This is a genomic window from Chryseolinea serpens, assembly GCF_900129725.1.
Taxonomy (GTDB): Bacteria; Bacteroidota; Bacteroidia; order Cytophagales; family Cyclobacteriaceae; genus Chryseolinea; species Chryseolinea serpens.
In genome coordinates this window covers 463,201-488,772 of sequence record NZ_FQWQ01000006.1, presented here as the reverse complement: position 1 = coordinate 488,772, position 25,572 = coordinate 463,201, and the positions used below count along the sequence as shown (strand labels likewise).

Sequence of the window (25,572 nt, the reverse complement as noted above, 5' to 3'; positions counted from 1 at the left end):
AGCTAACACCTGCTCTCACATCCTCAAACCTTCAGCGCAGGCGCCCGAACGGACTCCACCTTGCCCTTCACGCGCAAGGCCTGCAGCAGGTGCCGCTGCTCATGCGCCACGAGCAACTGAAAGGTGTCGCCCACATTCAACCGCAGCCATTTGAAGAATTCGATGGGCACGTGGTTTTGGTTAAGGTTGATCGACCGGGCATCGTTCAAAAGCTCCAGGCGCTGCTCCTGGTGATGGATCCATTCTTCTATCACCGAGCGATCCAATACGCTTTGCGCGGGGTTCATGGATTTGAAGGTCTTTTGCTTCTTTGTGTTGGAAGGATGGCACATAGCGATAAATTTCCGCCCCAGCCAGGTGGATCGCGCCGGTTCATCGCGGGTCTGGGTTGAAGTCTTTGCATGGGCAATGGCTTTGGCCAGCGCGGTATTGTAGTAGCGGCTGTAGCGATTCAGATGCTCCAGGCATTCCAGGATGCTCCAACGGCCGGGGGCCTCTTTGGTGTTCAGTGCCTTGTCGGGCAGCGCCATAAATTCGGTTTCCACCGTCTCGACGAGCGCGTGGATATTGGATTGGAGCGTGGAGAGAAGTTGGTTTGTTGTCATGTGATTTTTTTTGACAAAACTACCGGGGCCATGCATCGTAAATATTGATCGCCGTCAAGAAGAACGTGTAACCCCATGTGTTCGTTGCGCTCACGAAGGCCGTATGCGGCTCAGCGTTTCCGGCGTCATCCGCAGGTAGGACGCAATGTACTTCCGGGGGATGGTTTGAAAAATGTGGGCGCTCCGTTCCAACAACCGGTGGTAGCGTTCTTCGGGTGTGAACGTGAGCATCTCCACTTCCCGCTCGATCTTGCCCAGCAACGCCTCTTCTTCCAACAGGCGCCACACCCTTTCGATGCGTGGATAGGCGTCGAACAACCCATAGAAATCCTGTCGCCGGATGGCGATCAGATCCGTTTTGGCAAGGGCCTGTATAAAATAGTCCGAGGGTTGGTTGCGGATAAAAGAAGGATACGAACAAATCAGGTTTCCCTCGTGCGCAAAGCCCACACAAATCTCGTCGTCGCGATGCGGATAGTAGATCCGCATGCTCCCCTGGATCACATAAAACAGGTTAGACTCCACCTGCCCTTTGCTGATCAGGAAATCGTTTCGCTTTAGCGTGGCGGCGTGATGCCAACGGTCCAGCAATGCGGTGGCCTCCTCGTCGTGAAGGGTGATCTTCGAATTGAAAATAGCGATGAGTTTCTCCTGCTCCGCGTTCATGGACAGGCTTATTCCTCAAACAATCCACCCAGCAATGAGCTCGCTTCTTTTCCGCGGTTGCGGCCATAGGGCGCCAGGGCCTGCACCAGCTTGCGGATGGGCATGGATTGCAACCACACGCGACCTGTGCCCCGCAGCGTGGCCAGGAAAACGCCTTCACCTCCAAACACCATCGAGCGAAGACCTCCTGAGGTTTGTACGTCGAACTCGATCTGCGACTCGAATGCCACAACGCACCCGGTGTCTACACGCAACATTTCGTTGTTGAGCGTCCGTTCGATCACGGTGCCTCCGGCATGCACAAATATTTTGCCGTCGCCTTGAAGTTTTTGCAGGATAAATCCTTCACCACCCACCAGGCCCGAGCCCAGTTTCCGGTTGAAGGTGATGGACAATTTCGTGCCATAGGCCGCACAGAGGAAGCCGTCTTTCTGAACGATGAGTTCGTTATTGGGACTTTGCGAAAGATCTACAGGGATGACCGTGCCGGGGTAGGGTGCCGAAAAGCCCACTTTTGCTTTGCGACCCCCGCGGTTGGTGAAGTGTGTCATGAAGAGCGACTCGCCCGTGAGCACGCGCGAGCCAGCCGAAAGCAACTTGTCGAACAACCCCTGGCTGGGATTGGAGCCGTCGCCCATCTTGGCTTCGAACTGGATGCCATCTTCCATAAAGAGCATGGCGCCCGCTTCGGCAATAACGGTTTCGTTGGGGTCGAGTTCCACTTCTACGATCTGGATGCTCTCGCCTTTGATCTCGTAATCAATTTCGTGTGATTTTTTCATGGGGGATAGATTAAAATTAAAACCTGTTTCTAGACTATCTTCCTAAAACGGAACATACCCTCATCACGTTACCGACGGCATTCGAAAAATACACGGGGAATTATTCCAAAGGCCGGGAAACCCGTAAGGATGGAGATGGAAATGAAAAAAACCGGGGAACTTCTGGCGCAAGGCCGGCCCCGAGGCTGGATTGGGATGGTCTACTTCTTCTTCTTTTTTCCCTTCTTCATCTCATCATAATCATCGCGCTCGGCCAGCTTCTTGTCATCCACGTTCTTGTCGAGGAACTCGTTCAGCTTGTCGATGTTCATGTTCGCCTTGATCTCACCAAACTGGTCGATGGTGATGTCGAGGCCCTGCAGCTCTTTGTGCACGCGCGGTTTCGCTTTGGGAGTGGGTTTCTTTTCTTTCTTGGCCATAGACCAAAGGTAACAAATTCCCCTAAAAATGGCCTCCACGACAAAACGAAAAAGGCTTGCCCGCCGTAGCTTCGGCGAAGGAGGGCGCCTCAGCGCTTTTCTTTGCTCGCCGTAGCTTTAGCGAAGGTGAGGCGTTAAATATTTACACGCTGCTCTTCACTTTCAATTGCTCCAAAGCAAAACCGATCCGTTTCACCACTTCATCCTTGCCAATGATCTCCATGATCATCATCAGATCCGGTCCGGCGCCAGCGCCCGTGATGGAGAGTCGCAGGGCTTGCAGGATCTTACCCGTGCCAACGCCAAGGCTAGCAGTCACCTGCTCAAGTGTAGCTTTGGCGATCACAGCGTCAAATTGCGCGAGCTTGGCCACCTCTTCTTTATAAGCTGTCAACACTTTCACCGCTTCGTCGTTCCACTTTTTGGCGGCTACGGTTTCGTCAAACGCTGTGGGCGACAGGAACAGGAATTTGCCTTGCTCCCAGAAATCTTTCGGGAACGTGACCCGCTCCTTCATAATGGAAACGATCTTCAGTGCCTTTTCCTGCGGGCAAGTTATGCCCTCCATGGCCAAAGAGGCGTGCAAGTACTCCGTCAGTGCTTCGTCGGATTTGGCACGCAGGTATTGTTGGTTGAACCATTTCGCTTTGTGAATGTCGAATTTCGCTCCTGCCTTTCCGATGCGTTCCACGGTAAATTCTTTGATGAGCTCGTCCATCGAAAACAGTTCTTGCGTAGTGCCGGGGTTCCAACCGAGGAAGGCCAGGAAGTTCACCAGGGCATCGGGCAGGTAGCCTGACTCGCGGAAGCCGGAGGCTTTTTCGTTGGTGTTGGGATCAACCCAATCCAGCGGGAAGATGGGGAAGCCCATCTGGTCGGCGTCGCGTTTGCTCAGCTTGCCATCGCCTGTGGGCTTTAGCAAAAGGGGAAGGTGAGCAAATTGAGGCATCTCTTTTTCCCAGCCCAGGTATTTGTACAGCAACACGTGGAGGGGTGCCGAAGGCAGCCATTCTTCTCCGCGGATCACGTGCGAAATTTTCATAAGGTAATCGTCCACCACGTTGGCGAGATGATAGGTGGGCATGCCGTCGCTTTTCATCAACACTTTGTCGTCGATCTGCGAGGAGTGCACCATCACCCATCCGCGGATCATGTCGTTGAGCCGCACCTCTTCTTTGCGGGGCACTTTGAGGCGGATCACATAGGGCGTGTTGGCTTGTAACAACGCCTTCACTTCGGCTTCCGACAAGGTGAGCGAGTTGCGCATTTGTGCGCGCGTGATGCTGTTGTATTGGGGCAAGTCCACACCGGCTGCCTTCAGGCGCTCGCGCATGGCTTCCAGTTCTTGTTCGGTATCAAAAGCGTAGTAGGCATTGCCCTCCTGGATGAGGCGCAATGCGTGTTCCATGTATAGGGGTTTGCGTTCCGACTGGCGATACGGCGCATGGGGTCCACCCACGCCCACGCCTTCGTCGATCTTGATGCCCACCCATTCCAACGATTTCAAAATATAGTCTTCGGCGCCGGGCACAAAGCGGGTCTGATCTGTGTCTTCGATGCGCAGAATCATGGTGCCATTGTTCTGGCGGGCCAGCAAATAATTATACAGGGCCGTCCTGACCCCACCAATATGGAGGGCGCCGGTGGGGCTGGGGGCAAATCTTACGCGAACGTCTCTCATTCCTTAGCTTCCTTTTTTTCGGACTGCAAAGGTAAAGTGAATTTGCGATTTACGACAGGATTTCAAACCTTTTTGCCTCCCTGACGCGTCTTCGCGCCCTGGATGCCATGGTGCTTGTCAGGATAGTAGAAAGACTGGAATTGTTTGCCGGCATTGATCAGTGCATTTTCGAAGGCAACTGAATTTTGAAAATGCACGTTGTCGTCGCCCGTGCCGTGAACGAGCAGGAAATTCCCTTGCAAATTTGCGGCGTAGGTCAGCGGAGAGTTGTCGTCATAGCCGGCGGCGTTGAGGGCCGGGGTTTGTAGGTAGCGCTCGGTATAGACCGTGTCATAAAAACGCCAGTTGGTCACCGGCGCTACGGCAATGCCCATCGTAAATGTGTCGCCACCCTTTGTCATGGCCAGCGAAGTCATGTAGCCGCCATAGCTCCACCCCCAAATGCCGATGCGTTTGGCATCGACATAGTTCAACCCTGCAAGAAATTTTGCGCCGGCAATGTGATCTTCGAGTTCCAGCTTGCCGAGTTGCTTGTAGGTAACTTTCCGGAACGCTTCTCCCCTGCCACCGGTGCCGCGCGTGTCGATGACGACCACGATGTAACCTTTCTGCGTGAGTAACTGGTGGAAATAATAGTGGCTGCCCGTAAACGCATCGGTCACATTTTGTGAGCCCGGGCCGCTGTATTGATAAATCAGGACGGGATATTTTTTGGACGCGTCGAAATTCCCGGGCTTCATCATCATGCCGTTCAATTCTGTGCCGTCTATGGTCTTGTAGGTGAAGAATTCTTTTTGTGCCAGTGTATACTCCGCGGTGGTTTTCGTCAGGCGCTCGTTCTTCTCCAACACTTTCACCAGCGTGTTCTTTTTTGTTTGATACAGGCTCACCACGTTCGGTTGCGTCGTGCTGTTGTGATAGTCGAGATAGAATTGAAAGTCGGGACTCATGTTGATCGCGTGCGTGCCGGACGCTGCGGAAAGTTTTGTTTTCTTTTTCCCGTCGAACGATATCGAATAAAACTGGCGTTGCAGCGGCGAGGCTTCCGTGCCCGTGTAGTATAACGTCTTTGTTTTTTCATCGCATCCCACGACCGTGGAGACCTCATAGGCACCCGTAGTGATCGGTTGCACGAGCGATCCATCCAGGTTGTGCAAATAAAAATGTTTGAACCCACTCGACTCGCTGGCGCGGATGAATTGTTTACCGTTCTGCAGATAGATCAGGTCGTCCAGCAATTCCAGGTCCACATAGGTTTCGTTCTTCTCATTCAGTACGCGCGTGCACGCACCGGTGGTAGCGTCGGCATGAAAAAGCTGGAAATGATTTTGAAGACGATTCAAGGTCGACACAGACAAAACGTTGGGATGAGTTGTCCATTGGACGCGGGGAATGTAAAAATCCTTTTCCTCCGGAAGGGCCGCCTTCACTTTTTGGCGGCTGGCCAGGTCATAGATCCACACCTCCACCGATGAATTGGCTTCGCCGGCTTTTGGATATTTGAATTTGTATTCGCGCGGATAGAGGACCGTGCCCCACACCTGCATGTCATATTCTTTCACGGCCGACTCGTCGAAGCGATAATAGGCCAGCTTCTTTCCATCGGGCGACCAGTAGAAGCCTTCCACAAACGAAAATTCTTCTTCATACACCCAATCGGTGGTGCCGTTGATGATGAAATTGAACTGACCATCGGAAGTCACCTGGGTTTCTGTTTTGGTCTCCAGGTCAACATAGAACACATTGTTCTTTCGCACAAACGCCACGCGCTTTCCATCGGGCGAAAAGGTGGCATACGATTGCCGGCCCTGGGTGGACAAAGGCGTTAATGTTTTCGCCGCCCGGTCAAAGACATAATATTCCGCCGTAAACGAGTGGCGGTAAACGCTTTCGCGTGAGTTGAGTACGAGTAGTTTTTGTTCGTCGGCGCTAAAACTATATTCCTGAATGATCAGTGCAGGGGAGAGCTGGTTTCCATCCAGCAAGGTTTCCACCGGTTGGCCGGTGGCGATGTTGTATTTCACAATCTTATTGCCCTCGAGGGTCGAGTAGAATTTGCCGTCGTTCATCCAGTTGATGCCCGTAACGGTTCTTTCGGCAAAGGTGTTTTTTGTGGTAAAATCTTCTACGGTGATCTGTTTTTGCGCAATCGCGCCCGTAAAAAAGGTCGTCAAAAGGAGAATCAGGACAAAACGCTGGTGCATAGCTTAAAAAAAATTTCGGCAAAGCTACACTTTCCCCATTTCGGGCAAAACAAATTTTCTATTCGTGACGCAACGCATCCACCGGGTTCGACAAGGCGGCCCGCAGGGTTTGGAAACTGATGGTCAAGAGCGTGATGAGCAACAGCAATAAAGTGGGGAGCGCAAACATCCAAATGTTGATCTCCACTTTCACCGCAAAATTGTTGAGCCAATTGTCCATTGCATACCATGCCGTGGGCACGGCAATGCAGGTGGCCAAAAAAATCAGGATCAGGTATTCACGACAAAGCAGCAGCACAATGCCCTTCTCGGTTGCTCCCAACACTTTGCGGATGCCAATCTCGCGGGTGCGGACTGACGCCATGTAGGCCGATAATCCAAAGAGCCCCAGGGCGGTGACCAGTACCAGCAGCGTGGAGAAAAATCCGATCAGCTCACCGAATTGTATGTCACGTTTGTATTGCCGGTTATATTTTTCATCCAGAAAATAATAGCTGAACGGCTGGCCGGGAAAAACCTGTTTGAAAAGCGCTTCCAATTTTTGCACCACCGGCTGGGCCTGGGCGGTTTCGATCTTGATGAGATAGAACAATCCGCCTTCGGGTCGATAGGCATAGATGACGGGGAGGATCGGGTCGCGCGGCGACTCATGGTGAAAATCGTTCACCACGCCGATGATGGTGGCCGTGTCGTCCATAAAAAGGATTTTCTCATCGATGGCATCCTCCGGTTTTTCGAAGCCCAGTGTGGACAGGGCTTTTTCATTTACAAAAAGCGTTTTGCGTGGAATGCTCTTCTGGGTGAAGTTCCGGCCGGCAAGCAATCGAAGATCGAGCACGTCCACAAAATTTTCATCCACCCACAAGCGCTGGTACTGATACGACTTGGTGTCGTCGTCTTTGATCCGGCGCACGCCGTTGGCAGAATAGAGAATGTGATCGCCGGGCACCACGTTCAAAAAGGTGTTGGCCTTCACGCCCGGAATGCGCATCATCTCATTTTTATAGGTGGCGATGCGTTGGTCTGCCAGCGAGTCGTAGATCTCCGAATCGCGGATCACCAACCGCTGGGTCACGTCAAATCCCAACCGCTGTTTGCGTAAAAAACTGATCTGACTAAAGATAATATACAAACAGCTCACGAGAATGATAGCCGTAATGAAGGGGATCATCACCATGCCCCGGCGCACCCACCGTCCTGTGCTCGACGTGGTGAAGTTTCCGTTCAGGATAAGCGACGGTTTGAAGGTGCTGAGAAAAAAAGCTGGATACATTCCCGACGCCAGGCTGCCACCAAAAAGAATGCCGGCCATGATCCACCAAAACTCCGGGCGCAGCAGCGACAGCGTCACGTGCGTACTCATGAGGTTGTTGAACGTGGGCAGCATGGCATAAACAATAAAACACGCCAGCACTCCAGCAGCCAGGTTCAGAAAAATGGACTCCAATAAAAATTGTCCCACCAGTTGGATCCGGTAGCTCCCCAGCACTTTTCGAATGCCCACTTCCTTGGCGCGCTCCAGCGATTTGGCCGTGGCCAGGCTGATGTAGTTGAACCAGGCGATCACCAAAATAAAAATGGCCACCACGGTGAGGTATTCAATGTTGTGATAGTCTCCGTTTTGCCCCAACTCGTGATCGAAATCCGAATACAGGTGTATGCTGGTGAGCGGCTGAAGTTGCCAGGTCATCTTCTGGTCGGTTTCTTCCAGCCAGGTGCCGGTGTTGGCCATGATGAAGTCGGGGAACTTGGCTTCCAGTTCGGCGGCATTGGCATCGTCGCGCAACACGAGGTAGGTCATGATGCCGTCGTATTGCCAGGGCAGATCGAGCACGCCCTTGTAGGGATGTTTCTCCAAAGTGGGATAGGAGATCATGAGGTCGAACTTCATGTGCGAGTTCTCGGGCATGTCCTCAAACACACCGGTCACATCGAAGTCGTAGGTTCCGCGAAAGCTCAACGTCTTGCCTATGGGGTCTTCGTTTTTAAAGACGCGATTGGCAAACGAGCGCGACACCACGGCCGTGTGGGGCTCTTTGAGGACGAGGGTGTCGACGCCTTTTAGCAGGCGGAATGAGAAATATTTGAAAAATTTATCGGTGGCAAAGCAAGTGTTCTCTTCTTTGAAGCCTTCGCCTTTGTAGGCGATAATCGGTTCCACTTTGTGCAGGGCCACATAGTCGACCACTTCAGGGAAGGATGCCTTTATGGCAGGGCCCGCCGCATAGCAGCCCGTTACCGAATGCAACGTGCGCTCCCCGCGATTGAAGCGATCTTGCTGGATCCGGTAGATGCGATCTTTGTGGGTATGGAACTGGTCGAAGGTGCGCTCGTGTTGGATGTAGAGGAGGATGAGCACAAACACCGCCATGCCGATAGAAAGTCCGGCGATGTTGATGAGCGAATAAACCTTATTTTTGAGTAAGCTTCGAAAAGCCACCCTGAAATTGTTACGGAACACGCGATGTCACTTTAAAGGTGAGAGCTAATCAGGGGTCAGATCATAGCCGATATATTAAAATTAGCAATTATTCATGAATTCAAAATCCGAATACGATCTTATTATTATTGGCGCCGGCCCCATCGGCCTGGCGTGTGGCATTGAAGCGGCGAAGGCAGGATTGCGCTATTGCATTTTGGAAAAAGGCTGTCTGGTCAACTCGCTTTATCACTATCCGCTGAACATGACCTTTTTCTCGACGTCCGACCGGCTGGAGATCGGCGAAGTGCCCTTTGTCTCGCACGGACCCAAGCCCGTTCGCTCGGAAGCGCTGGAATATTACCGCCGGGTGGCGTCAACATGGAAGTTGCATGTCAATTTATATGAGCCGGTGGTGTCTATTCAAAATCAGCAAGGGGTGCACGAGGTGGTCACCTCCAAAGGAAGTTATCGGAGCGCGGCGGTGATCCTGGCGCTGGGATTTTATGACCTGCCCTATTTGTTGAATGTTCCCGGCGAAGACTTGCCAAAAGTGAAACACTACTACGACGAGCCACACCCGTACTACGCGCAGAAGATCGTGGTCGTTGGCGCGGCCAACTCGGCAGTGGATGTGGCGTTGGAAACCTTTCGCAAGGGCGCAGAGGTCACCATGGTGATCCGCGAGAAAACCATCCGCGAAAGCGTGAAGTATTGGGTGAGGCCGGACATCGAAAACCGGATCGCCGAGGGCTCCATCACGGCCTACTTTGAATCCGACGTGCTGCGGATCAATCCCACGAATGTGGTCATCAAAACCCCACAGGGTGAAAAAACACTGGAGAATGATTTCGTCTTGGCCATGACCGGCTACCAGCCTCCGTTCGCGTTCATGCGCGCATGTGGCATCACGTTCCACGACGATGCCTTTCACACGCCAGTTTACGACGAGCAGACCATGGAAACCAATGTTGAAAATCTTTATCTGGCCGGCGTGATGGTGGGTGGTTTAAAAACAAACAAATGGTTTATCGAAAACAGCCGCGTGCACGCCGTGATGATCGTGGATGCACTGAAGAAAAAACTTGTCCGCCCTTAAGGCGCAGTTCCATCAGCTATATTTTCTCAGGATGCTATCCAACGACAGCTTATACGATGCACCAAACAAATTGAGGTGCACGAGCAACGGATAGAGCGTGTAAAGATCTTCGCGATCGTCGTAGCCAGGTTGCAGGGGATAAGCCAGGTGATAGGATGAATAGAACACTTCATAAAAACCCCCGAAAAGTTTTGTCATGGCCCATTCCATTTCGCGGTGACCGAAATATACTGCGGGATCGACCAGGCACGGTTCCCCCTTTTCATTCACCATGAGATTGCCACTCCAGAGATCGCCGTGTAGCAGCGCAGGCTTTTCATCGGGAAGCATGGAGCGAAGTTTGGGGTAAAGGTTTTCAAAGGCCCGGAGCCACGGTGGGTCTATGCGACGGGTATTGCAGGCAAGCTGCAATTGGGGAGCCAGTCGTTCGTGGATAAAGAACTCGATCCAGGTATCGTGTTGTGCATTGCTTTGCGGAAGGGAGCCGATATAATTGTCGTGGTCCAGCCCAAACCGGGCTGCCGTTACGCGATGCAATTGTGCCAGCCTTTCGCCCAGCATCTCCCAATAGCGTTTTGCAACGGGGGCTTTGGCGATGAGCTCCATCAGGATGAATTGAAAGGTGCCTGCCTGTCCGGCGGTGAATACTTCCGGGATGTCGATCACCGACGGCTGGCGAAGGTGCTGCAACCCCTTGCGTTCACTTTCAAACATGCGGGGATATTTGTCCGCAAGATTCCATTTTAGGAAGAAGTCGCCAGCGGTAGTCTTCAATCGGCCGGCGCTGTTGATGCAGCCTCCACTCACAAACGAAAAATCTTTCAACACTACAGAAGGCGTCGTGGTTTGCAGAAAGGCGCTCACGGCCTGTTGAACCTCCGATGGCACTTCTGATAGCATAATCGCTACGATCCTTTTTTCAGAAGTGGCTTGATGCGAATGCCTCCATAATAATTTCGCGGGGCAGCGGCATTATAAAATCTACCGCCCACAGCATTCAAGTCGTTGCCGAGGCTATAGGTCTTGTTCAGCGCATTGTCAATGCCACAGAAGACCTCGAACGGGAAATTCCGGGTGAGCATCGCCCGGTAACCAATACGGCCGCCTAACAATACGTACGATTTGGCGAACTCGCTGTTGGCGTCATTCAATGGAATATCGTCCGTGAAGCTCGTGGTGATGTTCGTGTAAAATTTCTTCACAGTCAGATCAACGCCGATGAGCCCGATGTTTGGCGCCACGCCCGTGAGTTGATTGCCGGAATAATCCTTACCGTCTTGCACATAGTCGGAAAAGCGATAGTGGTTGTAAGTATAACTTCCCCACACGCGCAAGTAGGACACGGCTTGGTCGGCACCCAGCGTTGGCATCCACGAAAGTGTGGCTTCAAGTCCGCGTTGAGAAGTTCTGCCGGCGTTCACAAAATAATCGGCGCCATCGGGCGTGCGTTGGATCACAATGGTTTCATCCAAACGGAAGTCGTACGCCGTCAGATCGTAGGAAACCTGGCGATTGAGCACGCTGCCGCGGAGGCCCACTTCATAGCTGAGGCCGCGCTCGGGGTTCAGGCTGTTGTTATAATTTCCGGTCGAAGGACGCACTTCAGCCAGGGAGGGTGGTGAGAAGCCTTTGCTCACGCTGCCATACACAGAAAGGGTGTGCGTCAATTTTTTTAACAGGGCGACGCGGGGTGAAAATACGGGATCGAACTTGCGCTCCTGGTTGATCACCGGCGTAGCAATGAGCGACGCATAGTCGTATTTCAAAAAGTTCATGCTTCCTCCCAATGTCAGGAAAAGATCGCCGGGCAACTCCAGGTCGGCTTGCGCAAAGGCGAGGAGCTGATTGGACTTCAATTTGTCGTCCGATTGGATGTTGCCAGCGACGCCGAGGTTGTTGTCGTATACTTTTACCGGTGAATAAAAGTATTGATACTCACCGCCGAATGAGATCTTCCCATTCCATTTTTCCTTGTCGAAATTATATTGGGTAGTGACGCGCCCGCCAACGTTGTCTTCATGGCGCTTTTCAAAGTTTCGGATCGTGGGGTTTTTGAAATCTGTGATCGAGCCATAGGCCGCAGTCTTAATAGACCAGCGGCTATTCCAGGCATAGTCATACACCAAACCGGTATAGGCTGTTTTGTTGTAGACCGCGGCCTTTTGATCGACGGCTCCCTTAGCTGCCGGGGTAGTGGGTCGCGCCATGCTTGGGTCCTGTTCGAACTGTGCTTTGGTGAGGCCACCCGGTGTTTCATAAAAAAGGTCCGTGTAAAAAATCGTAGCCGACAATGTGCTCTTTGAATTTATCTTGAAGGCAAGGTCCGCATTCACCGCATCACGACGCATGGCCGTCTGCTGCCGGTATCCATCCGATTGCTGATGCGCAAATTGTACCGATGCCTTTACTTTATCCGATCCACCCGAAGCCGACAACTGATACCGTTGCAAACCATAGCTTCCCCCCATGGCCGAAAATTGCAGCTGCGGAAGCGGTTCGATCTGTTTTGTCAACAACATTACACCGCCCGTACCGGCGCCATACAGGCTTCCGCCCGGACCTTTGATGATCTCGGCGTTGGTGATGGCATTGAAGTCGATCAGATTCAAATAGGTATTGCCTCCACCATCCGTGAGCGGCAAACCATTCCAATACATTTTCACATTGCGCACACCAAACGGCGAACGAAGCAAACTGCCGCGGATGCTAAAGCGATAGCTTCCAGGCGACCGCTCTTCCATGCGCACGCCCGGTATGGTGTTCACCGCGGGGAGAATAGACGTATTGCTAAAGCGCTCGAGGTCTTTGGTAGACACCACGCCCACCGCGGCGGGCACTTCGCTCATGGGCCGGTCGTATACATAGGCTTGCACGACCACCTCATTCAGGATTTTTGTCGTATCCGTTTGCACGGAAGGGGTTGCAGGTTCCTGAGCAAAAGCAAGGCTGGCGGACAGTATTGGAAAACTAAAGAGTAGAATTTTTTTCACGGTGTTTGATTATGAAAGAAAGATAGGGAAGGAAAAGCATTCCTCCATTTCGTTTTGGGAAGAGTTCGTAAAATGGCGGTTTCAATGGTCATTCAACAGGAGCACAAACACACACGGACTGGGTGAAGGATAGGCAAAAAAAAGAGGCTGCCATCCGGCAACCTCTTCTTCTATGAATATCGAAGATGCTTACGCGATTTTGAAAGCTTTCTTAACAGTATCGACGAAGTCTAATTTTTCCCAGGGGAACAATTCTACTTTCACTTTCTTCTCGCTCTTCTTGCCTTTGTTGAAGATCTTCTCTACCACTTTCGGCTCGCGGCCCATGTGACCATAAGCAGCCGTTTCGGCGTAGATCGGGGTTCTCAGGCTAAAGCGTTGCTCGATGAAGTAAGGGCGCATGTCAAAGATCTTGGCCACACGCTTGGCGATCTCGCCATCGCTTTGTCCCACTTTGGCTGTGCCATAGGTGTTCACATACAAACCAACGGGTTGTGCCACGCCAATGGCGTAAGCTACCTGCACCAACACTTCGTCGCACACGCCGGCCGCTACCAGGTTCTTGGCAATGTGACGGGTGGCGTAGGCTGCCGAGCGGTCTACTTTAGAAGGATCTTTACCGGAGAAGGCTCCACCACCGTGAGCGCCTTTGCCACCATAGGTATCTACGATGATCTTACGGCCGGTCAAACCGGTGTCGCCGTGAGGACCGCCGATCACAAACTTGCCGGTGGGGTTCACGTGATAGTTGATGTCGGCGCCAAAAAGATTTTGAACGCGTTTCGGGAGCTTTTTCTTGATGCGGGGAACAACGATGTTGATCACATCTTCTTTGATCTGCTTCAGCATCACCGAATCCTTTGCGAAATCATCGTGCTGGGTAGATACCACGATGGTGTCGATGCGCTGGGGTTTGTTGTCGTCGCTGTATTCGATGGTCACTTGCGACTTGGCATCGGGGCGGAGGTAGGTCATTACCTTGCCTTCTCTGCGGATAGCGGCCATTTCACGGAGCAGGGCATGGGCCAGGTCCAACGGCAGCGGCATGTAGTTGTCGGTTTCGTTGGTAGCATAACCGAACATCATACCTTGGTCGCCGGCGCCTTGGTCTTCTTTCTTCTTGCGCTCAACGCCCTGGTTGATGTCGGGCGATTGTTCGTGGATAGCCGAAAGGATACCGCACGAATTGGCTTCGAACATGTATTCGCTTTTGGTGTAGCCGATCTTGCGGATCACTTCGCGGGCGATGTCCTGCACATCCAGGTATGCCTCAGATTTCACCTCGCCGGCCAATACGACCTGTCCGGTAGTTACCAGGGTTTCACAAGCCACCTTGGAATTGGGGTCGTAGGCTAAGAAGTAGTCAATAAGTGCGTCCGAGATCTGGTCGGCTACTTTGTCGGGGTGCCCTTCCGAAACGGACTCTGAGGTGAATAAATACGGCATAAGGATTTTTGGATTAAAGTGTTTATAGATTTAAGGACTGTTTTGAAAAATTTCGAATCGCAAATTTAGAGCGATTATTGAAAAAGAAAAAAGTCTACCAAATCAATCGAATTAAATGGCTAAAAAGAGGAATATGGCCGGGGCCTTCGGCCAGGTGGGGCTCGTCTTGCGCCACCGGCTGACCGGCTGGGTTAGGATGGACTCCTCCTTGCCGGTAACCTCTACCGCTACGCAAAGCAGGGTCTCCGGGTTTAGATTTTTTATCAACACCTCAAAAACAGCATTGTTCCTGTAGGGCGTCTCAATAAAGAGCTGCGTCTGGTTCTTTTGCCGCGATTCCTTCTCAAATTCCTTCACGGCCTTGGCGCCTTCACGCGCATCGATGGGCAGATAGCCCTGAAAAGCAAAGCGCTGCCCATTCAGACCCGAGGCCATCAACGCCAGCAACAACGACGACGGGCCCACCAGCGGCACTACCCGGATACCGCGATCGTGTGCATACTTCACCGCCAGCGCCCCGGGGTCGGCCACGCCCGGGCAACCCGATTCTGAAATGACCCCCAGGTCGTGACCCTGGGTGATGGGGTCGAACAATTGCTCCAACTCCAGGGGCTTGGTGTCCTTGTTGAGCACACCAAAATGCAGTGGCTCGATGGACTCATAAATCTTCAGGCTGCTTAGGTATCGTCGGGCCGTGCGTATATCTTCGGCCAGAAAGTGAACAATGTGGGGCAACTCGTTCCGGACCTGGGCCGTTATCACCACGTTCTGCGTGTCGTCGGCAATGACGTTGGGGATGAGGTATAGCTTTCCTGGCATGCTTCGTGACAAAGTCGCGGTTTGAGGCTCCAAGTTGAGAAGAAATTTTTAATATGGGCAAATTGCTGATCATAATAGGCATCGTCTGCATCGCGGTAGGACTCATCCTAACCTATGCCAACAAGTTCCCTTTGGGCAAACTTCCCGGCGACATTTCCGTGGAGCGGGGAAATTTTAAATTTTATTTTCCGCTCACCACCAGCATCCTCATCAGCCTGCTGCTGTCACTGATCTTGTTTCTCTATAATCGATTTAAATCGTAATCAAATATCGTTCAACGTTTCCCATGCTCACTTGTAAACGCTCTGCTTTCACCTTGCCGCCGCGCATCACGTATCTCAACTGCGGCTACATGTCTCCTCAATTGAAAGATGCCGAGAAGGTGGGCATCCGCAACCTGCGCCGCAAGCGCAACCCGGCCTCTATCAAGCCCGAAGACTTTTTCAACGACACGGAATTGCTGCGACAGGAATTTGCCAAGCTCATTCATGCGCCTGACCCCAAACGCATCGTGACCGTCCCCTCCGTTTCCTATGGCATGGCCAACGTGGCGCGCAACCTCAAGATCGGTCGCGGCGACAACATGATCGTGGCCGCCGAGCAGTTTCCCAGCAACTACTATCCGTGGCATCGCCTGTGTGAAGAGACCGGTGCACAACTAAAATCCATCGCACCCCCCGAGGCGTTTACGGGCCGTGGTCAAAAATGGAACGAGCGCATTCTCGACGCCATCGATATCAATACAAAAGCCGTCGCCCTGGGCCACGTTCATTGGGTGGACGGGACGTTGTTCGACCTTGCCGCCATCCGCCGGCGCACCCGCGAAGTGGGCGCCGTGCTCATCGTCGACGGCACCCAGTCTGTGGGCGCTTTGCCCTTCGACATGCAAGCCTTTGAACCCGACGCATTGGTTTGTGCGGGATATAAATGGTTGCTCGGTCCCTACTCGACCGGCCTGGCGTACTATGGCGAATATTTCGATCATGGCAAGCCCATCGAAGAAAGCTGGTTGAACCGGGCGCATAGTGAACAATTCTCGCAACTCACCAACTATCAATCCACCTACCAGGAAGGGGCCTTGCGCTATGAAGTGGGCGAGCACAGCAATTTTGTGTTGGTGCCCATGCTGCTGAAATCCATCCAACAGCTCAACCGTTGGGGCGTGTCCAATATCCAGGAGTATTGTGGCCACATCAGCCGCGAGCCCATCCTAACCCTGCGCGAAAAAGGGTTTCTGATCGAAGATGAGGCCCACCGCGCGAAACACTTGTTCGGCATCCGGCTGGGTCAGCACGATCCTGAAAAGATCAAAACCCAATTGCTCAAAAACAATGTCTACGTGTCGTACCGGGGCAATGCCATCCGCGTAGCGCCCAATGTTTACAATACGGAAAAAGACTTGAAGAAATTTGCTACGTTGATATCGCGCTAAGCATGTCCGACAAGAAATCGTACGCCTACTTTATCGGCGGAATTGTTATTTGCTTACTGGGCTCGATTTTCTTTTCCACCAAAGCCATCTTTGTCAAGCTCGCCTATCGCGAGGCGCCGGTGGATGCCATCACCCTGCTGGCGCTGCGGATGCTTTTTTCGCTTCCGTTCTTTATCGTGTCTGCGTTTGTGTCGTCCCAAAAAAGTGACAACGTAAAGTTCACGGGCAAACAATGGTTGGGCATTGCCCTGGTGGGATGCCTCGGCTATTACGTGAGCAGCTTGCTGGACTTTATGGGGCTGAAATATATTTCGGCAGGCATCGAACGGCTCGTGCTCTTCATCTATCCTACCTTCGTGCTGCTCATGTCGGCGTTGGTGTTCCGGTCAACGATCAGCGTTCGGCAATGGCTGGCACTGCTCATTACCTATAGTGGCTTACTCATTGCCTTTTGGGGAGAAGCCCATGTGGAAGACGCGTCCGGTGATTTTTACAAAGGAGCCCTGCTCATCTTTATGTGTGCCATCACCTACGCCATGTACATCGTCGGCAGCGGGCGACTCATTCCTTCGGTGGGCGCAGCCAAGTTTAACAGCTATGCTATGAGCTTTGCGGCAGCTGCCGTGTTGCTTCACTTTTTTGTGACGTCATCCAATTCACTGTGGGATCAGGATGGTTCTACTTATCTCTATAGTTTGCTCATGGCCATTCTGGGCACGGTCATTCCTTCTTATCTCGTCACCTGGGGCATTAAACGCGTGGGGTCGAACAACGCGGCCATTGTGGGAAGCATTGGACCGGTGTCTACGATCTTGCAGGCCTATTTCTTTCTACAGGAGCCCATTCACGCTTTGCAGATCGCCGGCACCGTGCTGATCCTCGCGGGGGTGCTCATGATTAGCATGAAGAAAAAATAGATGAATGTCTTTGGGGCGAAGTTACATCTCGAACAAATTGTTCAGCTCCAGCTCCATCTTCCCGATAATAAACGCGAAGTCCTCGATGCGCTCCACGAAATCCAGGTTGTTCACGTCGATAATGAGCAGTCTACCCAACGTGTAGTTACTGATCCATTGCTCGTAGTGTGTATTCAGTTTCCGGAGATAGTCCAGGCTCATGGAGTATTCGTATTCACGGCCGCGTTTTTGAATTTGTTGCACCAGCTTGGGAATGTCGGCTCTCAAATAGATGAGTAGGTCCGGGGGATGCACAAAGTTTACCATCGAGTTGAAAATGTCGAGGTAGTTCTGGTAGTCACGTTCGGCGATGTGGCCGCTTTCGTGGAGATTGGCTGCAAAAATAGAAGCGTCTTCATAGATGGTGCGATCCTGCACGATGGTACGGTCGCTGTCTTTGATGGACGTCACCTGTTTGAAGCGGCTGTTAAGAAAATAAATTTGGAGGTGGAATGCCCACCGGGTCATGTCCTCATAGAAATCTTTCAGATAAGGATTGTTGTCCGCCGACTCGTAGACCGGTATCCAGTTATAATGTTTGGAAAGTTTTTCCACCAACGTGGTCTTCCCCGAGCCGATGTTGCCGCTGATGGCAATGTGTTTGATTTTGTGCTGCATCCTTATTTTTTCAGGGCGCCAAGGTAAAAATAATTCACGGCCGTTGCGCCTTTCATTCCGAAACCACGATCGCCATTTTGTCGCCTTTGGCATTCACCGCCAGCCGGGTAATTCCTTTCAGGGGCAGTGACGTGTTGATCTCCACGGCTTTCCACACGGCATCTTTACCGGGACGAATAAAAAATAATTTTTCCCCGTCGCTCATAATAATCCGGCCGTCGGGTGTCCAGGTCAGGTCTTCGCGGCCTGGAAGTGTTTTCGCCAGTTCGGTGGCTGTGCCGTCTTTTTCAAGCCGTTTGATGATCCAGGCATCGTCGCCTGTTTTTTGAACAAAGCTTATCGCAGACGATTTGGGGATGCTGTGCAGCGAACGGCCGATATTTTCGGCCACGACTTTATCGGTATGATCATTCACCGCATATCGGCGCAGTGTATGTGGCTCGCCCAAAACAAACAACACCAGGCTTTGAGCATTTTCCCAAGCGTGATAGCCCACCGTCAGGTTGTCGATCAGCACCACGGGGGCGCCACCTTCGATGGGATATTTACCAAGGTCTTGTTTGCCATCGTCGCGTTGGATGATGCAACTGAGAAATTTTTTGTCGGGGGTAACTGTTGGTGAAAATTCCTTTTCCGGCGTTCGCGTGATGTTTCGACGGCTGAGGGTAGCGTAGTTAAACTCGATGATGTCGGTTCGCCCGGCGGTGTCGGCGGCGCTGTAGTACAACACGGTTTTGTCTGGGTGAAAGAACGGCTGGTTGTCATAGCCGGGCCGGTCGGTAATGTTTTTGGATTGCACCAGGGTGATGCGATCTTTCTCCAGCGACAAGTCGAAGAGATAAATTTCCGTTCCGGGCTGTGCGTTGGCCAGTCCGCTACAAAACATAAAAAAGATGAAAGCGAATATCCTGAACATAGAAAGTGTTGTAAGCATCTGCAATTAAAGTTACCTTTTAATCATGAAAAACCCTTTAGCTAAAACAATACTGGCCGCCGTTGGTTTCTGGTTGGCGCTTGCCGTTCACGCCCAACAAAAATATATTCTCGAACCCGACCGCGTTTTCGACGGCGAACAACTGCACAGCGGCTGGGTGGTCGTGGTCACCGGCGATAAAATTACGGCCGCAGGAGCCCCATCCCAACTCAACCTCCCCCCCGACGCCACCACGTTGAAGCTACCCGGCTGCACCCTCCTGCCCGGGCTCATTGAAGGCCACTCGCATTTGCTTCTCCATCCCTACAACGAAACCCCGTGGGACGACCAGGTGCTCAAAGAATCCGACGCCCTGCGCGTAGCCCGCGCCACGGTTCACGCCGAAAAAACATTACGTGCTGGTTTCACTACGGTGCGTGACCTAGGCTCGGAAGGTGCCGGCTATGCCGATGTGGGGTTGAAACAAGCCATCAACCAAAACATCATCCCGGGCCCCCGCATGCTTGTGGCCGGTCGCGCCATTGTGGCCACGGGAAGCTATGGCCCCAAAGGATTTGACACCGACTTCACGGTGATGCTGGGCGCCGAACAAGCCGACGGCTCCAACCTGATCCAGGTCGTCAGGGACCAGATTGGCAAGGGCGCCGATATCGTCAAAGTATACGCCGACTATCGCTGGGGTCTGAAAGGCGAAACCCAACCAACATTTTCCGTGGAAGAACTTAAGCTGATCGTAGAGACCGCCAAAAGCAGCGGCCGCCCGGTAGTCGCCCACGCGTCAACCGCCGAAGGCATGCGACGGGCGGTCCTGGCGGGCGTGGAAACCATCGAACACGGCGATGATGGAACACCGGAAGTTTTCAGGCTCATGAAAGAAAAAGGTGTAGCACTCTGCCCAACACTGGCGGCGGGGGCTTCGATTGCGCAGTATCGCGGGTGGAAAAAAGATTCACAGCCGGAGCCCGAACGGCTTGTGCAAAAACGTCAAACGTTTCAGGATGCGCTCAAGGCTGGCGTTGTGATCCTCGCGGGCGGCGACGTGGGTGTTTTCGCGCATGGTCAAAATGCCTATGAGCTTGAGCTGATGGTGGCCTATGGCATGAACCCCTTGGATGTTCTGCGCTCCGCCACCAGCATAAACGCCAAAGCATTTCACCTCGACAAAGAAGTGGGAAAGATCAAGGAAAATTTAAAAGCCGATATTCTTGTCGTGGCCGGCGACCCGTCCAAAAACATTTCGGATCTGCGCCAGGTGAAATGGGTGATGAAGGATGGTGTGCTCTATGAATGAGCGATCATTTCTTCCGGTACACATCATTTAACCAAGCCCGCGCTCCCGGCGTGTTGTGCCAAACGCCACGGGCCATCGTGGCATAATATACCGCCTCACTTTTTTCTCCTTTAATATATTCGCTGGCTCCCGGCGTCAATGTTTTATCAGACATCAGCAACGCCATGACATGGCCGTTTTGCGATCGGGCTTGTTGTAGCATTTCCCTGGCTGCAGACGTGTCACCCTCTTTTTTAAAGGTGTACAGGGATGTATTGAATAGGGTGAAGGTGCTTCGATCGTCGGGATAAGCCCTCTGAATTTCATCAAACACATCGGGCTGCGAAAGGTCAAGACTGTAAAGCATGGCGTAGTCGCGGGCACCCTGGTTGTCGTTCGGATTGAGCGCCAGCAACTCCTTGAATAGATTCAAGGCGGCTTGTTTCTCATCCAGTTCATAGAGCGTCATCGCATAGCCGAACAGGCAACGCATAAAGGGCCGGGTCTCCTGCAATCCCCAAAAGCGGCCCTTGTTTTCTTCAAAGAACTTTTCCCCCAGCTTGCGCCGGCCAGCGTTCATTCCATTCCGGAAGAAAATAAGGCTTTGCAACGGACTGGCGGCAAATCCGGCCATGTACTCAAACGCTTCTACACATTCCGGATCTAGCTTCAGCGCGGAGAAGATCTTCTTATCCGCTTCCAAAGGCGAGCGTATTTCACGCGCTTCATAAACCAGGTCTTTAGCGCGTCCCTCCGGCGTTGTGGATGGGGCTTCGCCGAGGGGCCTGCCTTTTAGCGAATCCATAAATTTTTCCGCTTCCTCCTTCGACTGAAAATTTTGAGACGCCAGCAGCCGCTGAAGGTCAAGCATTACTTTTTCGCGATTCTTGCTCATCGTGCCCGGACGTTAAAAGATGAAGATTCAGAAGACAAAAATTATAGCCAACGCTTTCGCTTGAAATACCATAAAAAGATCAGCGACGAAAAGATCATCAGCGCAATGGCAAACGGATAACCCGCCATCCACTTCAGTTCCGGCATAAAGGTGAAGTTCATACCGTAAATGCTGGCGATCAAAGTGGGTGGCATAAACACCACCGTCACCACGGTAAAGATTTTGATCACCTGGTTCTGTTCGATGTTCACCAAACCCAGGAAAGTGTTCTGCAAATATTCCAGGCGCTCGGAGCTGAACTGCGAGTGTTGCAGCAGCGAGGCAATGTCTTTCAGGATGATCTTGAGCCGTTCGCTTTCGATCCGGTTAAATTCGGGTATGCGCACCAGCGAACTCACCACGCGTTGTTTCTCCGTTATGGTCTCGTGCAACAACATCACGTTCTCCTGCAACTGCGCGATCCCCAACAGCAGGTCCTGCTTCAGCGATTGCTGGGAGATGAGCTCCTTACTGATACCATTCAGCTTGCGATTGATCCCTTCAATCAAGTCGGCATCGCCGTCGATGCGGGTTTCCAAAACGGTGAGGAAAACATTGAGGCCATGTTCCTTTTTCTCCGACGAACTGGCCGATTTCAGGCGGCGCACCGTTTCGGCAAATATTTTCAGGTCGCCCTGGCGATAGGTGAACAACAGGTTCTCTTTCAAAATAAAAGTCACGCTCTGCACCGTGAGCTCGGCCTCGTTGCTGAGGAAGCCCAGGTTCATTTCCACGGTCTCGTCGGTTTCCAGGAAGCGCGAACTGCTTTCGATCTCCTGCAATTCCTGCGAGGTAAAAAATTCGATGTGATAGTTCTTTTCGATGAACTCCTTCTCTTCGCGCGTCGGCGACTGAAGGTCGATCCAGACCATGTTTTCCAGGGAGTCGATCTCTTTAAAAGAGGGATTTTTGTATTGGTTGATTTTCCCTTGGCTGATGGTGTAGACGCGGATCATAATAAAACCCTCCGCCGCAAATTTATTACCATTATTTCGATTTTGACCTCGTTTTCCCCGCCCCAAATCTTTATTGTTTCATTACTTTTTTCGGGCCCCAAAGGCTGATGATCAAAGCCAGGGGCAGATTCATTATTTTTGAAGAGATTAAACACGCGGCCTATACGCTCCCGTCTAACCTGAATCCGAAAAACACTATGGCTTTAAAAGGCAATATCCGTCATTCCGTTTGTCCCTGGTGCTACACCATGCCCCTGGAAGACCTCATCATAGCCGCTAAAGAGATGGGCATCACCTCCGTTGAACTGCTCAACCCAGACCAATGGCCCCTGGTGGCAAAACATGGCCTCACCTGCGCCATGGCCAACGCCACATCCCTCCGTTTAGAAACCGGCTTCAACGACCTGTCGCTCCATGCCCAACTGCTCAAAGACTATTCCCTCAATATCCCCAAAGCCGCCGAGGCCGGTCTCCAAAACGTGATCTGTTTCTCCGGCAACCGGAACGGCCTCAGCGACGCACAGGGCCTGGAAAACTGCGCCCGTGGACTGGAGCCCATCCTGAACGTGGCCGCCCGCCACAACATCACGGTTTGCATGGAACTCCTCAACAGCCGGGTGGACCACAAAGATTATCAATGCGACCACACCGCCTGGGGTGTCGCCCTCTGCGAAAAATTGGGTTCGGAAAATTTCAAACTGCTCTACGACATCTACCACATGCAGATCATGGAAGGCGATGTGATTGCCACCATTCGCCAAAACAAAAAGTACATCGCCCACTACCACACGGGCGGCGTTCCCGGCCGGCACGAGATCGACACGACCCAGGAGTTGTATTACCCGGCCATCATGGAGGCCATCGTGGCCACTGGCTATAAAGGATTTGTTGCACAGGAATTCATTCCCGTCAAAGACCCGCTCACCTCGCTGCGTGCGGCGGTGCAACTATGCGATGTGTAGAAAGGCTTGCTTGCGGAAAATTATTGTGCTCTCAGTTTCACACGAGCGTCGTCCGCTTTCAGATTTACTTTAGCCGTTCCGTTGGCCAGCGCCAGGCGGGTTTCGTGTTCACCATCTTCCAGGGTTTTAAAGGCGCCTTCCGTAATGACCCGGCCGTCGTCGTGACGGATCTCAAATTGCCCGCCGCCGCCGGTGATGTTCAGAGAAATGAGGCCGTCTTGTGAGGCGATGTTGTAGTCGCCGTTGTTGGCCAGCGAGGTCTCAATGATCAGATCGCCGTCGTCCACATCGGCGCGGATAGAAGTAAAATTGGCTTTGTAGATTTCAACATCGGCATCGTCGCCGTCGATTTCGAGTGAGCCACGACCCTGGTCCATGTGAATGTCGCCATCGTCCAGCCTAAACTCAAAGCGGTCGCCCTTGCAACCGGCAAGCTCTGCGTCGGCATCGTCCATGCGCAGGGAGATGGCGCCGTTCACGTTCTTGATGTAGTAATCTCCGTCGTCGCCCCGCACTTTCAGACTCACGCCTTCGGGTATTTCAATTTCGATCCGGTAAACTTCCATGTAGTAGCCAATGGCCGCCACATGGTCTCCCTTCTGTCTTTCCTGCACAATCAGGTTGCCATTCTCTTCTTTCACCTCCACTTTAAAATCGTCCGACCCCCAGGTCCATCCCTTGGCGGTGATGGTGCGGTCGATCTTCACGTGAGCTGTTCCACGGGTTGACCCGGTGATGAACACTTTAGCGTCGGAGGTCTGCAGCTCCAACAACCCGGCCTTGTCGATTTTATATTCTTTATCGAGATGGAAATCGCCCTCGCCTGCAAAAAGATTCGAGGCAAAGGTCACGGCAAATAGTGTGAGGATCAGATTTTTCATGGTTAAGGGGTGGTCTATATCCCATTAGACGCATTCCCCGGGCCGCAGGTTGCAAATGAAAAAGACCTGCCAGGCGCGAAGCCCAACAGGTCTGATTCTACCTGTAAAACGATCTTTTGTATCAGTTGTCGCCGGCCGCATCCTCGGCATCGGCTTTCTTTATTTCTTCGTCGATGATCTTTTCGATCACGTCGCGTTGTCTTTCATCGATGGTCTGGTCGGTTTTGGCCTGCTTTTTCAAGAACCGGAACATGGCGTTCTTCTTAATTTCGTAGGCAATAAACACCGTGTATTCGTTCTCCTTCTTATTAAAATATTTCTTTTCTCCGGTCTTGCGCAGGTCGCTGATACTGGTATTCATCACCTGGCGAACCAGGCTTTGGAATTTGTCGGCCACATCGGCGGCCTTTTCATTTTCCGTTTGCCCCAGATATTGGTCGGCCACTTGCTTCACGGTGGTGTTCACCTGCCCGGCCACCTGGGCCTTGGCTTCCAGATCGGCCTTGGCGCGCGCAATGTTGTCTTGCGAACTGGTGCCCTTGCCGGTGCCCCTGAAAAACCGGTTGTTCGATTCATAGGCATTACCTTGAAAAGGCTCGTTCACCTTCTTGCCAAACGGGCTCGAAGCGCACGATGCCAGCAAAAATAATATCAGAAGGGAACAAAATGACCGCATAAAGCTCATTCGGTTTAACACAGCGGTAAAACTACGAAAATTGTGCCAATTGTCGGGGTGAGAATACATGAATGGAAATTGCCACAGCATCTCACGGTGCGGCGTCTCAGATCGTCCAAACCACCACCTGCCATCGAAATGCCCATTTCCAGCGTATGGAATACTTTTTTATTCCCGCGTTCTCCAGGCACTGCAACAACTCCTCCTTTTTAAAGGCCCTTAAAACCGACAGCGGCGCATCATACTGCACCATCGACGAACGCGAAAATGCCTGTGTCAACCATTTAATAGAGTAGTAGGCCAGCGGGTGGCGATGAATATCATTTATAATAAAGCCTTTGGTGCACTGGTTCTTCAACTGCGCAAAAAAAGCCGTAAGCTGGTCTTGGGTGAAGTGATGATAGAACAGCGTGCCGATCACGACGTCAAATTTTTGCTCACGAAAAGCCGGCGAGAAAATATTTTGCGCCAGGAGCCGGATGTGGGGGTAGTTCTTTAGTTGATGTTCAGCCGCGCGAATAATGTAAGGATTGGCATCGATGCCCGTGAGCGCTGTTTTGATGCCGCGCTTCGAAGCCCATCCATCCACCAGCGCCAGCATATCTCCCCGGCCACAACCCAGGTCGGCAATGCGAACGGTCGCGTCGTGATCTTTTTCCTTCAACAACTGCGACAAGGCCGAGAACGTCACCGCATTTCCACCAAGCCATTTGTTGATGATCTCCAGCTCGCGCAGCGTCTTGTCCATCAATCCACCCGCATAGTCCAGGTCGTCCATGATCTCGGCGTCGGTGCAGCGGGTAGAGAAATCGGGCATAGGATC

The 25,572-nt window shown here is 52.3% G+C and carries 24 protein-coding genes; 6 read left to right on the top strand and 18 right to left on the bottom strand.

Annotated features, from left to right (window positions below; translation table 11 throughout):
- Positions 1-23: 23 nt before the first annotated feature.
- The 7 genes from BUB30_RS33560 to BUB30_RS33530 all read right to left on the bottom strand — a co-directional run bounded on the left by BUB30_RS33560 (position 24) and on the right by BUB30_RS33530 (position 8,818).
- Complete coding sequence (locus tag BUB30_RS33560) at positions 24-605, bottom strand: DinB family protein (RefSeq protein WP_073143489.1); 582 nt, start codon at positions 603-605, stop codon at positions 24-26.
- Positions 606-695: 90 nt separating this feature from the next.
- A complete protein-coding gene (locus tag BUB30_RS33555) occupies positions 696-1,271 on the bottom strand; it encodes a Crp/Fnr family transcriptional regulator (RefSeq protein ID WP_073143254.1) in 576 nt (191 codons plus the stop codon).
- An 8-nt stretch (positions 1,272-1,279) separates the two neighbouring features.
- Complete coding sequence (locus BUB30_RS33550) at positions 1,280-2,053, bottom strand: TIGR00266 family protein (protein ID WP_073143252.1); 774 nt, start codon at positions 2,051-2,053, stop codon at positions 1,280-1,282.
- A 200-nt stretch (positions 2,054-2,253) separates the two neighbouring features.
- Complete coding sequence (locus BUB30_RS33545; protein ID WP_073143250.1) at positions 2,254-2,472, bottom strand: hypothetical protein; 219 nt, start codon at positions 2,470-2,472, stop codon at positions 2,254-2,256.
- A 142-nt stretch (positions 2,473-2,614) separates the two neighbouring features.
- Positions 2,615-4,153, bottom strand: a complete 1,539-nt coding sequence (gene gltX, locus BUB30_RS33540; RefSeq protein WP_073143248.1) for a glutamate--tRNA ligase — start codon at positions 4,151-4,153, stop codon at positions 2,615-2,617.
- Between the two features lie 62 nt (positions 4,154-4,215).
- On the bottom strand, positions 4,216-6,357 hold the full coding sequence (locus BUB30_RS33535) for a S9 family peptidase (RefSeq protein ID WP_073143246.1): 2,142 nt from the start codon (positions 6,355-6,357) through the stop codon (positions 4,216-4,218).
- A 58-nt stretch (positions 6,358-6,415) separates the two neighbouring features.
- The gene (locus tag BUB30_RS33530) at positions 6,416-8,818 is read right to left on the bottom strand and encodes an ABC transporter permease (RefSeq protein WP_073143244.1); all 2,403 of its coding nucleotides are present in this window, start codon (positions 8,816-8,818) and stop codon (positions 6,416-6,418) included.
- 73 nt (positions 8,819-8,891) lie between these two features.
- Between BUB30_RS33530 and BUB30_RS33525 the strand changes: the two genes are divergently transcribed.
- Positions 8,892-9,875: a YpdA family putative bacillithiol disulfide reductase gene (locus BUB30_RS33525; RefSeq protein WP_073143243.1), complete on the top strand. Its 984-nt coding sequence runs from the start codon at positions 8,892-8,894 to the stop codon at positions 9,873-9,875.
- A 12-nt stretch (positions 9,876-9,887) separates the two neighbouring features.
- Here the strand turns inward: BUB30_RS33525 and BUB30_RS33520 are convergent, their stop codons facing one another.
- The 4 genes from BUB30_RS33520 to BUB30_RS33505 all read right to left on the bottom strand — a co-directional run bounded on the left by BUB30_RS33520 (position 9,888) and on the right by BUB30_RS33505 (position 15,142).
- Positions 9,888-10,775: a fructosamine kinase family protein gene (locus BUB30_RS33520; protein ID WP_073143241.1), complete on the bottom strand. Its 888-nt coding sequence runs from the start codon at positions 10,773-10,775 to the stop codon at positions 9,888-9,890.
- Between the two features lie 5 nt (positions 10,776-10,780).
- Complete coding sequence (locus BUB30_RS33515; protein WP_073143239.1) at positions 10,781-12,865, bottom strand: TonB-dependent receptor; 2,085 nt, start codon at positions 12,863-12,865, stop codon at positions 10,781-10,783.
- Between the two features lie 189 nt (positions 12,866-13,054).
- Positions 13,055-14,311 carry a methionine adenosyltransferase gene (metK, locus tag BUB30_RS33510; protein WP_073143237.1) on the bottom strand — a complete coding sequence of 419 codons (1,257 nt, stop codon included), beginning with the start codon at positions 14,309-14,311 and terminating at the stop codon, positions 13,055-13,057.
- Positions 14,312-14,422: 111 nt separating this feature from the next.
- Positions 14,423-15,142: an SAM-dependent methyltransferase gene (locus BUB30_RS33505; RefSeq protein WP_245804219.1), complete on the bottom strand. Its 720-nt coding sequence runs from the start codon at positions 15,140-15,142 to the stop codon at positions 14,423-14,425.
- Between the two features lie 41 nt (positions 15,143-15,183).
- Between BUB30_RS33505 and BUB30_RS33500 the strand changes: the two genes are divergently transcribed.
- From BUB30_RS33500 to BUB30_RS33490, 3 genes are read left to right on the top strand one after another with little or no spacing between them, the layout of a single operon-like run.
- Entirely contained in the window at positions 15,184-15,393 is a 210-nt protein-coding gene (locus BUB30_RS33500; protein WP_073143233.1) for a DUF2905 domain-containing protein, read from the top strand.
- Between the two features lie 23 nt (positions 15,394-15,416).
- Positions 15,417-16,562, top strand: coding sequence for an aminotransferase class V-fold PLP-dependent enzyme (locus BUB30_RS33495; RefSeq protein WP_073143231.1), 1,146 nt, complete (start codon positions 15,417-15,419; stop codon positions 16,560-16,562).
- Positions 16,563-16,564: 2 nt separating this feature from the next.
- Positions 16,565-17,479 carry a DMT family transporter gene (locus BUB30_RS33490; RefSeq protein WP_073143230.1) on the top strand — a complete coding sequence of 305 codons (915 nt, stop codon included), beginning with the start codon at positions 16,565-16,567 and terminating at the stop codon, positions 17,477-17,479.
- A gap of 21 nt (positions 17,480-17,500) precedes the next feature.
- Here BUB30_RS33490 and BUB30_RS33485 read toward each other — a convergent pair whose 3' ends face one another.
- Together BUB30_RS33485 and BUB30_RS33480 are read right to left on the bottom strand one after the other, a co-directional pair.
- Complete coding sequence (locus tag BUB30_RS33485; protein WP_073143228.1) at positions 17,501-18,136, bottom strand: deoxynucleoside kinase; 636 nt, start codon at positions 18,134-18,136, stop codon at positions 17,501-17,503.
- A gap of 52 nt (positions 18,137-18,188) precedes the next feature.
- A complete protein-coding gene (locus BUB30_RS33480) occupies positions 18,189-19,052 on the bottom strand; it encodes a TolB family protein (RefSeq protein WP_073143226.1) in 864 nt (287 codons plus the stop codon).
- A 43-nt stretch (positions 19,053-19,095) separates the two neighbouring features.
- Here BUB30_RS33480 and BUB30_RS33475 point away from each other — a divergent pair, with 43 nt between their 5' ends.
- The gene (locus BUB30_RS33475) at positions 19,096-20,361 is read left to right on the top strand and encodes a metal-dependent hydrolase family protein (RefSeq protein ID WP_073143224.1); all 1,266 of its coding nucleotides are present in this window, start codon (positions 19,096-19,098) and stop codon (positions 20,359-20,361) included.
- A 4-nt stretch (positions 20,362-20,365) separates the two neighbouring features.
- Here the strand turns inward: BUB30_RS33475 and BUB30_RS33470 are convergent, their stop codons facing one another.
- Positions 20,366-21,235 carry a hypothetical protein gene (locus tag BUB30_RS33470; RefSeq protein ID WP_073143222.1) on the bottom strand — a complete coding sequence of 290 codons (870 nt, stop codon included), beginning with the start codon at positions 21,233-21,235 and terminating at the stop codon, positions 20,366-20,368.
- Positions 21,236-21,276: 41 nt separating this feature from the next.
- Positions 21,277-22,230: a magnesium/cobalt transporter CorA gene (gene corA, locus BUB30_RS33465; RefSeq protein WP_073143221.1), complete on the bottom strand. Its 954-nt coding sequence runs from the start codon at positions 22,228-22,230 to the stop codon at positions 21,277-21,279.
- A gap of 197 nt (positions 22,231-22,427) precedes the next feature.
- Here corA and BUB30_RS33460 point away from each other — a divergent pair, with 197 nt between their 5' ends.
- On the top strand, positions 22,428-23,192 hold the full coding sequence (locus tag BUB30_RS33460) for a hydroxypyruvate isomerase family protein (protein WP_073143487.1): 765 nt from the start codon (positions 22,428-22,430) through the stop codon (positions 23,190-23,192).
- A gap of 20 nt (positions 23,193-23,212) precedes the next feature.
- On the opposite strand, the gene BUB30_RS33455 is transcribed toward BUB30_RS33460, so the two are convergent.
- The 3 genes from BUB30_RS33455 to BUB30_RS33445 form a co-directional block, all read right to left on the bottom strand.
- Positions 23,213-24,073 (bottom strand): DUF4097 family beta strand repeat-containing protein, encoded by an 861-nt coding sequence (locus BUB30_RS33455; protein WP_073143219.1) that lies wholly within the window; start codon positions 24,071-24,073, stop codon positions 23,213-23,215.
- A 121-nt stretch (positions 24,074-24,194) separates the two neighbouring features.
- Complete coding sequence (locus BUB30_RS33450) at positions 24,195-24,749, bottom strand: hypothetical protein (protein ID WP_143165189.1); 555 nt, start codon at positions 24,747-24,749, stop codon at positions 24,195-24,197.
- 106 nt (positions 24,750-24,855) lie between these two features.
- Positions 24,856-25,566 (bottom strand): methyltransferase domain-containing protein, encoded by a 711-nt coding sequence (locus BUB30_RS33445; RefSeq protein WP_073143216.1) that lies wholly within the window; start codon positions 25,564-25,566, stop codon positions 24,856-24,858.
- Positions 25,567-25,572: the final 6 nt, after the last annotated feature.

Bases quoted from the DNA above. Each gene is read 5' to 3' on its own strand.
- BUB30_RS33560 (WP_073143489.1), bottom strand. From the start codon at position 605: ATGACAACAAACCAACTTCTCTCCACGCTCCAATCCAATATCCACGCG.
- BUB30_RS33555 (WP_073143254.1), bottom strand. From the start codon at position 1,271: ATGAACGCGGAGCAGGAGAAACTCATCGCTATTTTCAATTCGAAGATC.
- BUB30_RS33550 (WP_073143252.1), bottom strand. From the start codon at position 2,053: ATGAAAAAATCACACGAAATTGATTACGAGATCAAAGGCGAGAGCATC.
- BUB30_RS33545 (WP_073143250.1), bottom strand. From the start codon at position 2,472: ATGGCCAAGAAAGAAAAGAAACCCACTCCCAAAGCGAAACCGCGCGTG.
- gltX (WP_073143248.1), bottom strand. From the start codon at position 4,153: ATGAGAGACGTTCGCGTAAGATTTGCCCCCAGCCCCACCGGCGCCCTC.
- BUB30_RS33535 (WP_073143246.1), bottom strand. From the start codon at position 6,357: ATGCACCAGCGTTTTGTCCTGATTCTCCTTTTGACGACCTTTTTTACG.
- BUB30_RS33525 (WP_073143243.1), top strand. From the start codon at position 8,892: ATGAATTCAAAATCCGAATACGATCTTATTATTATTGGCGCCGGCCCC.
- BUB30_RS33520 (WP_073143241.1), bottom strand. From the start codon at position 10,775: ATGCTATCAGAAGTGCCATCGGAGGTTCAACAGGCCGTGAGCGCCTTT.
- metK (WP_073143237.1), bottom strand. From the start codon at position 14,311: ATGCCGTATTTATTCACCTCAGAGTCCGTTTCGGAAGGGCACCCCGAC.
- BUB30_RS33500 (WP_073143233.1), top strand. From the start codon at position 15,184: ATGGGCAAATTGCTGATCATAATAGGCATCGTCTGCATCGCGGTAGGA.
- BUB30_RS33495 (WP_073143231.1), top strand. From the start codon at position 15,417: ATGCTCACTTGTAAACGCTCTGCTTTCACCTTGCCGCCGCGCATCACG.
- BUB30_RS33490 (WP_073143230.1), top strand. From the start codon at position 16,565: ATGTCCGACAAGAAATCGTACGCCTACTTTATCGGCGGAATTGTTATT.
- BUB30_RS33485 (WP_073143228.1), bottom strand. From the start codon at position 18,136: ATGCAGCACAAAATCAAACACATTGCCATCAGCGGCAACATCGGCTCG.
- BUB30_RS33480 (WP_073143226.1), bottom strand. From the start codon at position 19,052: ATGTTCAGGATATTCGCTTTCATCTTTTTTATGTTTTGTAGCGGACTG.
- BUB30_RS33475 (WP_073143224.1), top strand. From the start codon at position 19,096: ATGAAAAACCCTTTAGCTAAAACAATACTGGCCGCCGTTGGTTTCTGG.
- BUB30_RS33470 (WP_073143222.1), bottom strand. From the start codon at position 21,235: ATGAGCAAGAATCGCGAAAAAGTAATGCTTGACCTTCAGCGGCTGCTG.
- corA (WP_073143221.1), bottom strand. From the start codon at position 22,230: ATGATCCGCGTCTACACCATCAGCCAAGGGAAAATCAACCAATACAAA.
- BUB30_RS33460 (WP_073143487.1), top strand. From the start codon at position 22,428: ATGGCTTTAAAAGGCAATATCCGTCATTCCGTTTGTCCCTGGTGCTAC.
- BUB30_RS33455 (WP_073143219.1), bottom strand. From the start codon at position 24,073: ATGAAAAATCTGATCCTCACACTATTTGCCGTGACCTTTGCCTCGAAT.
- BUB30_RS33450 (WP_143165189.1), bottom strand. From the start codon at position 24,749: ATGCGGTCATTTTGTTCCCTTCTGATATTATTTTTGCTGGCATCGTGC.
- BUB30_RS33445 (WP_073143216.1), bottom strand. From the start codon at position 25,566: ATGCCCGATTTCTCTACCCGCTGCACCGACGCCGAGATCATGGACGAC.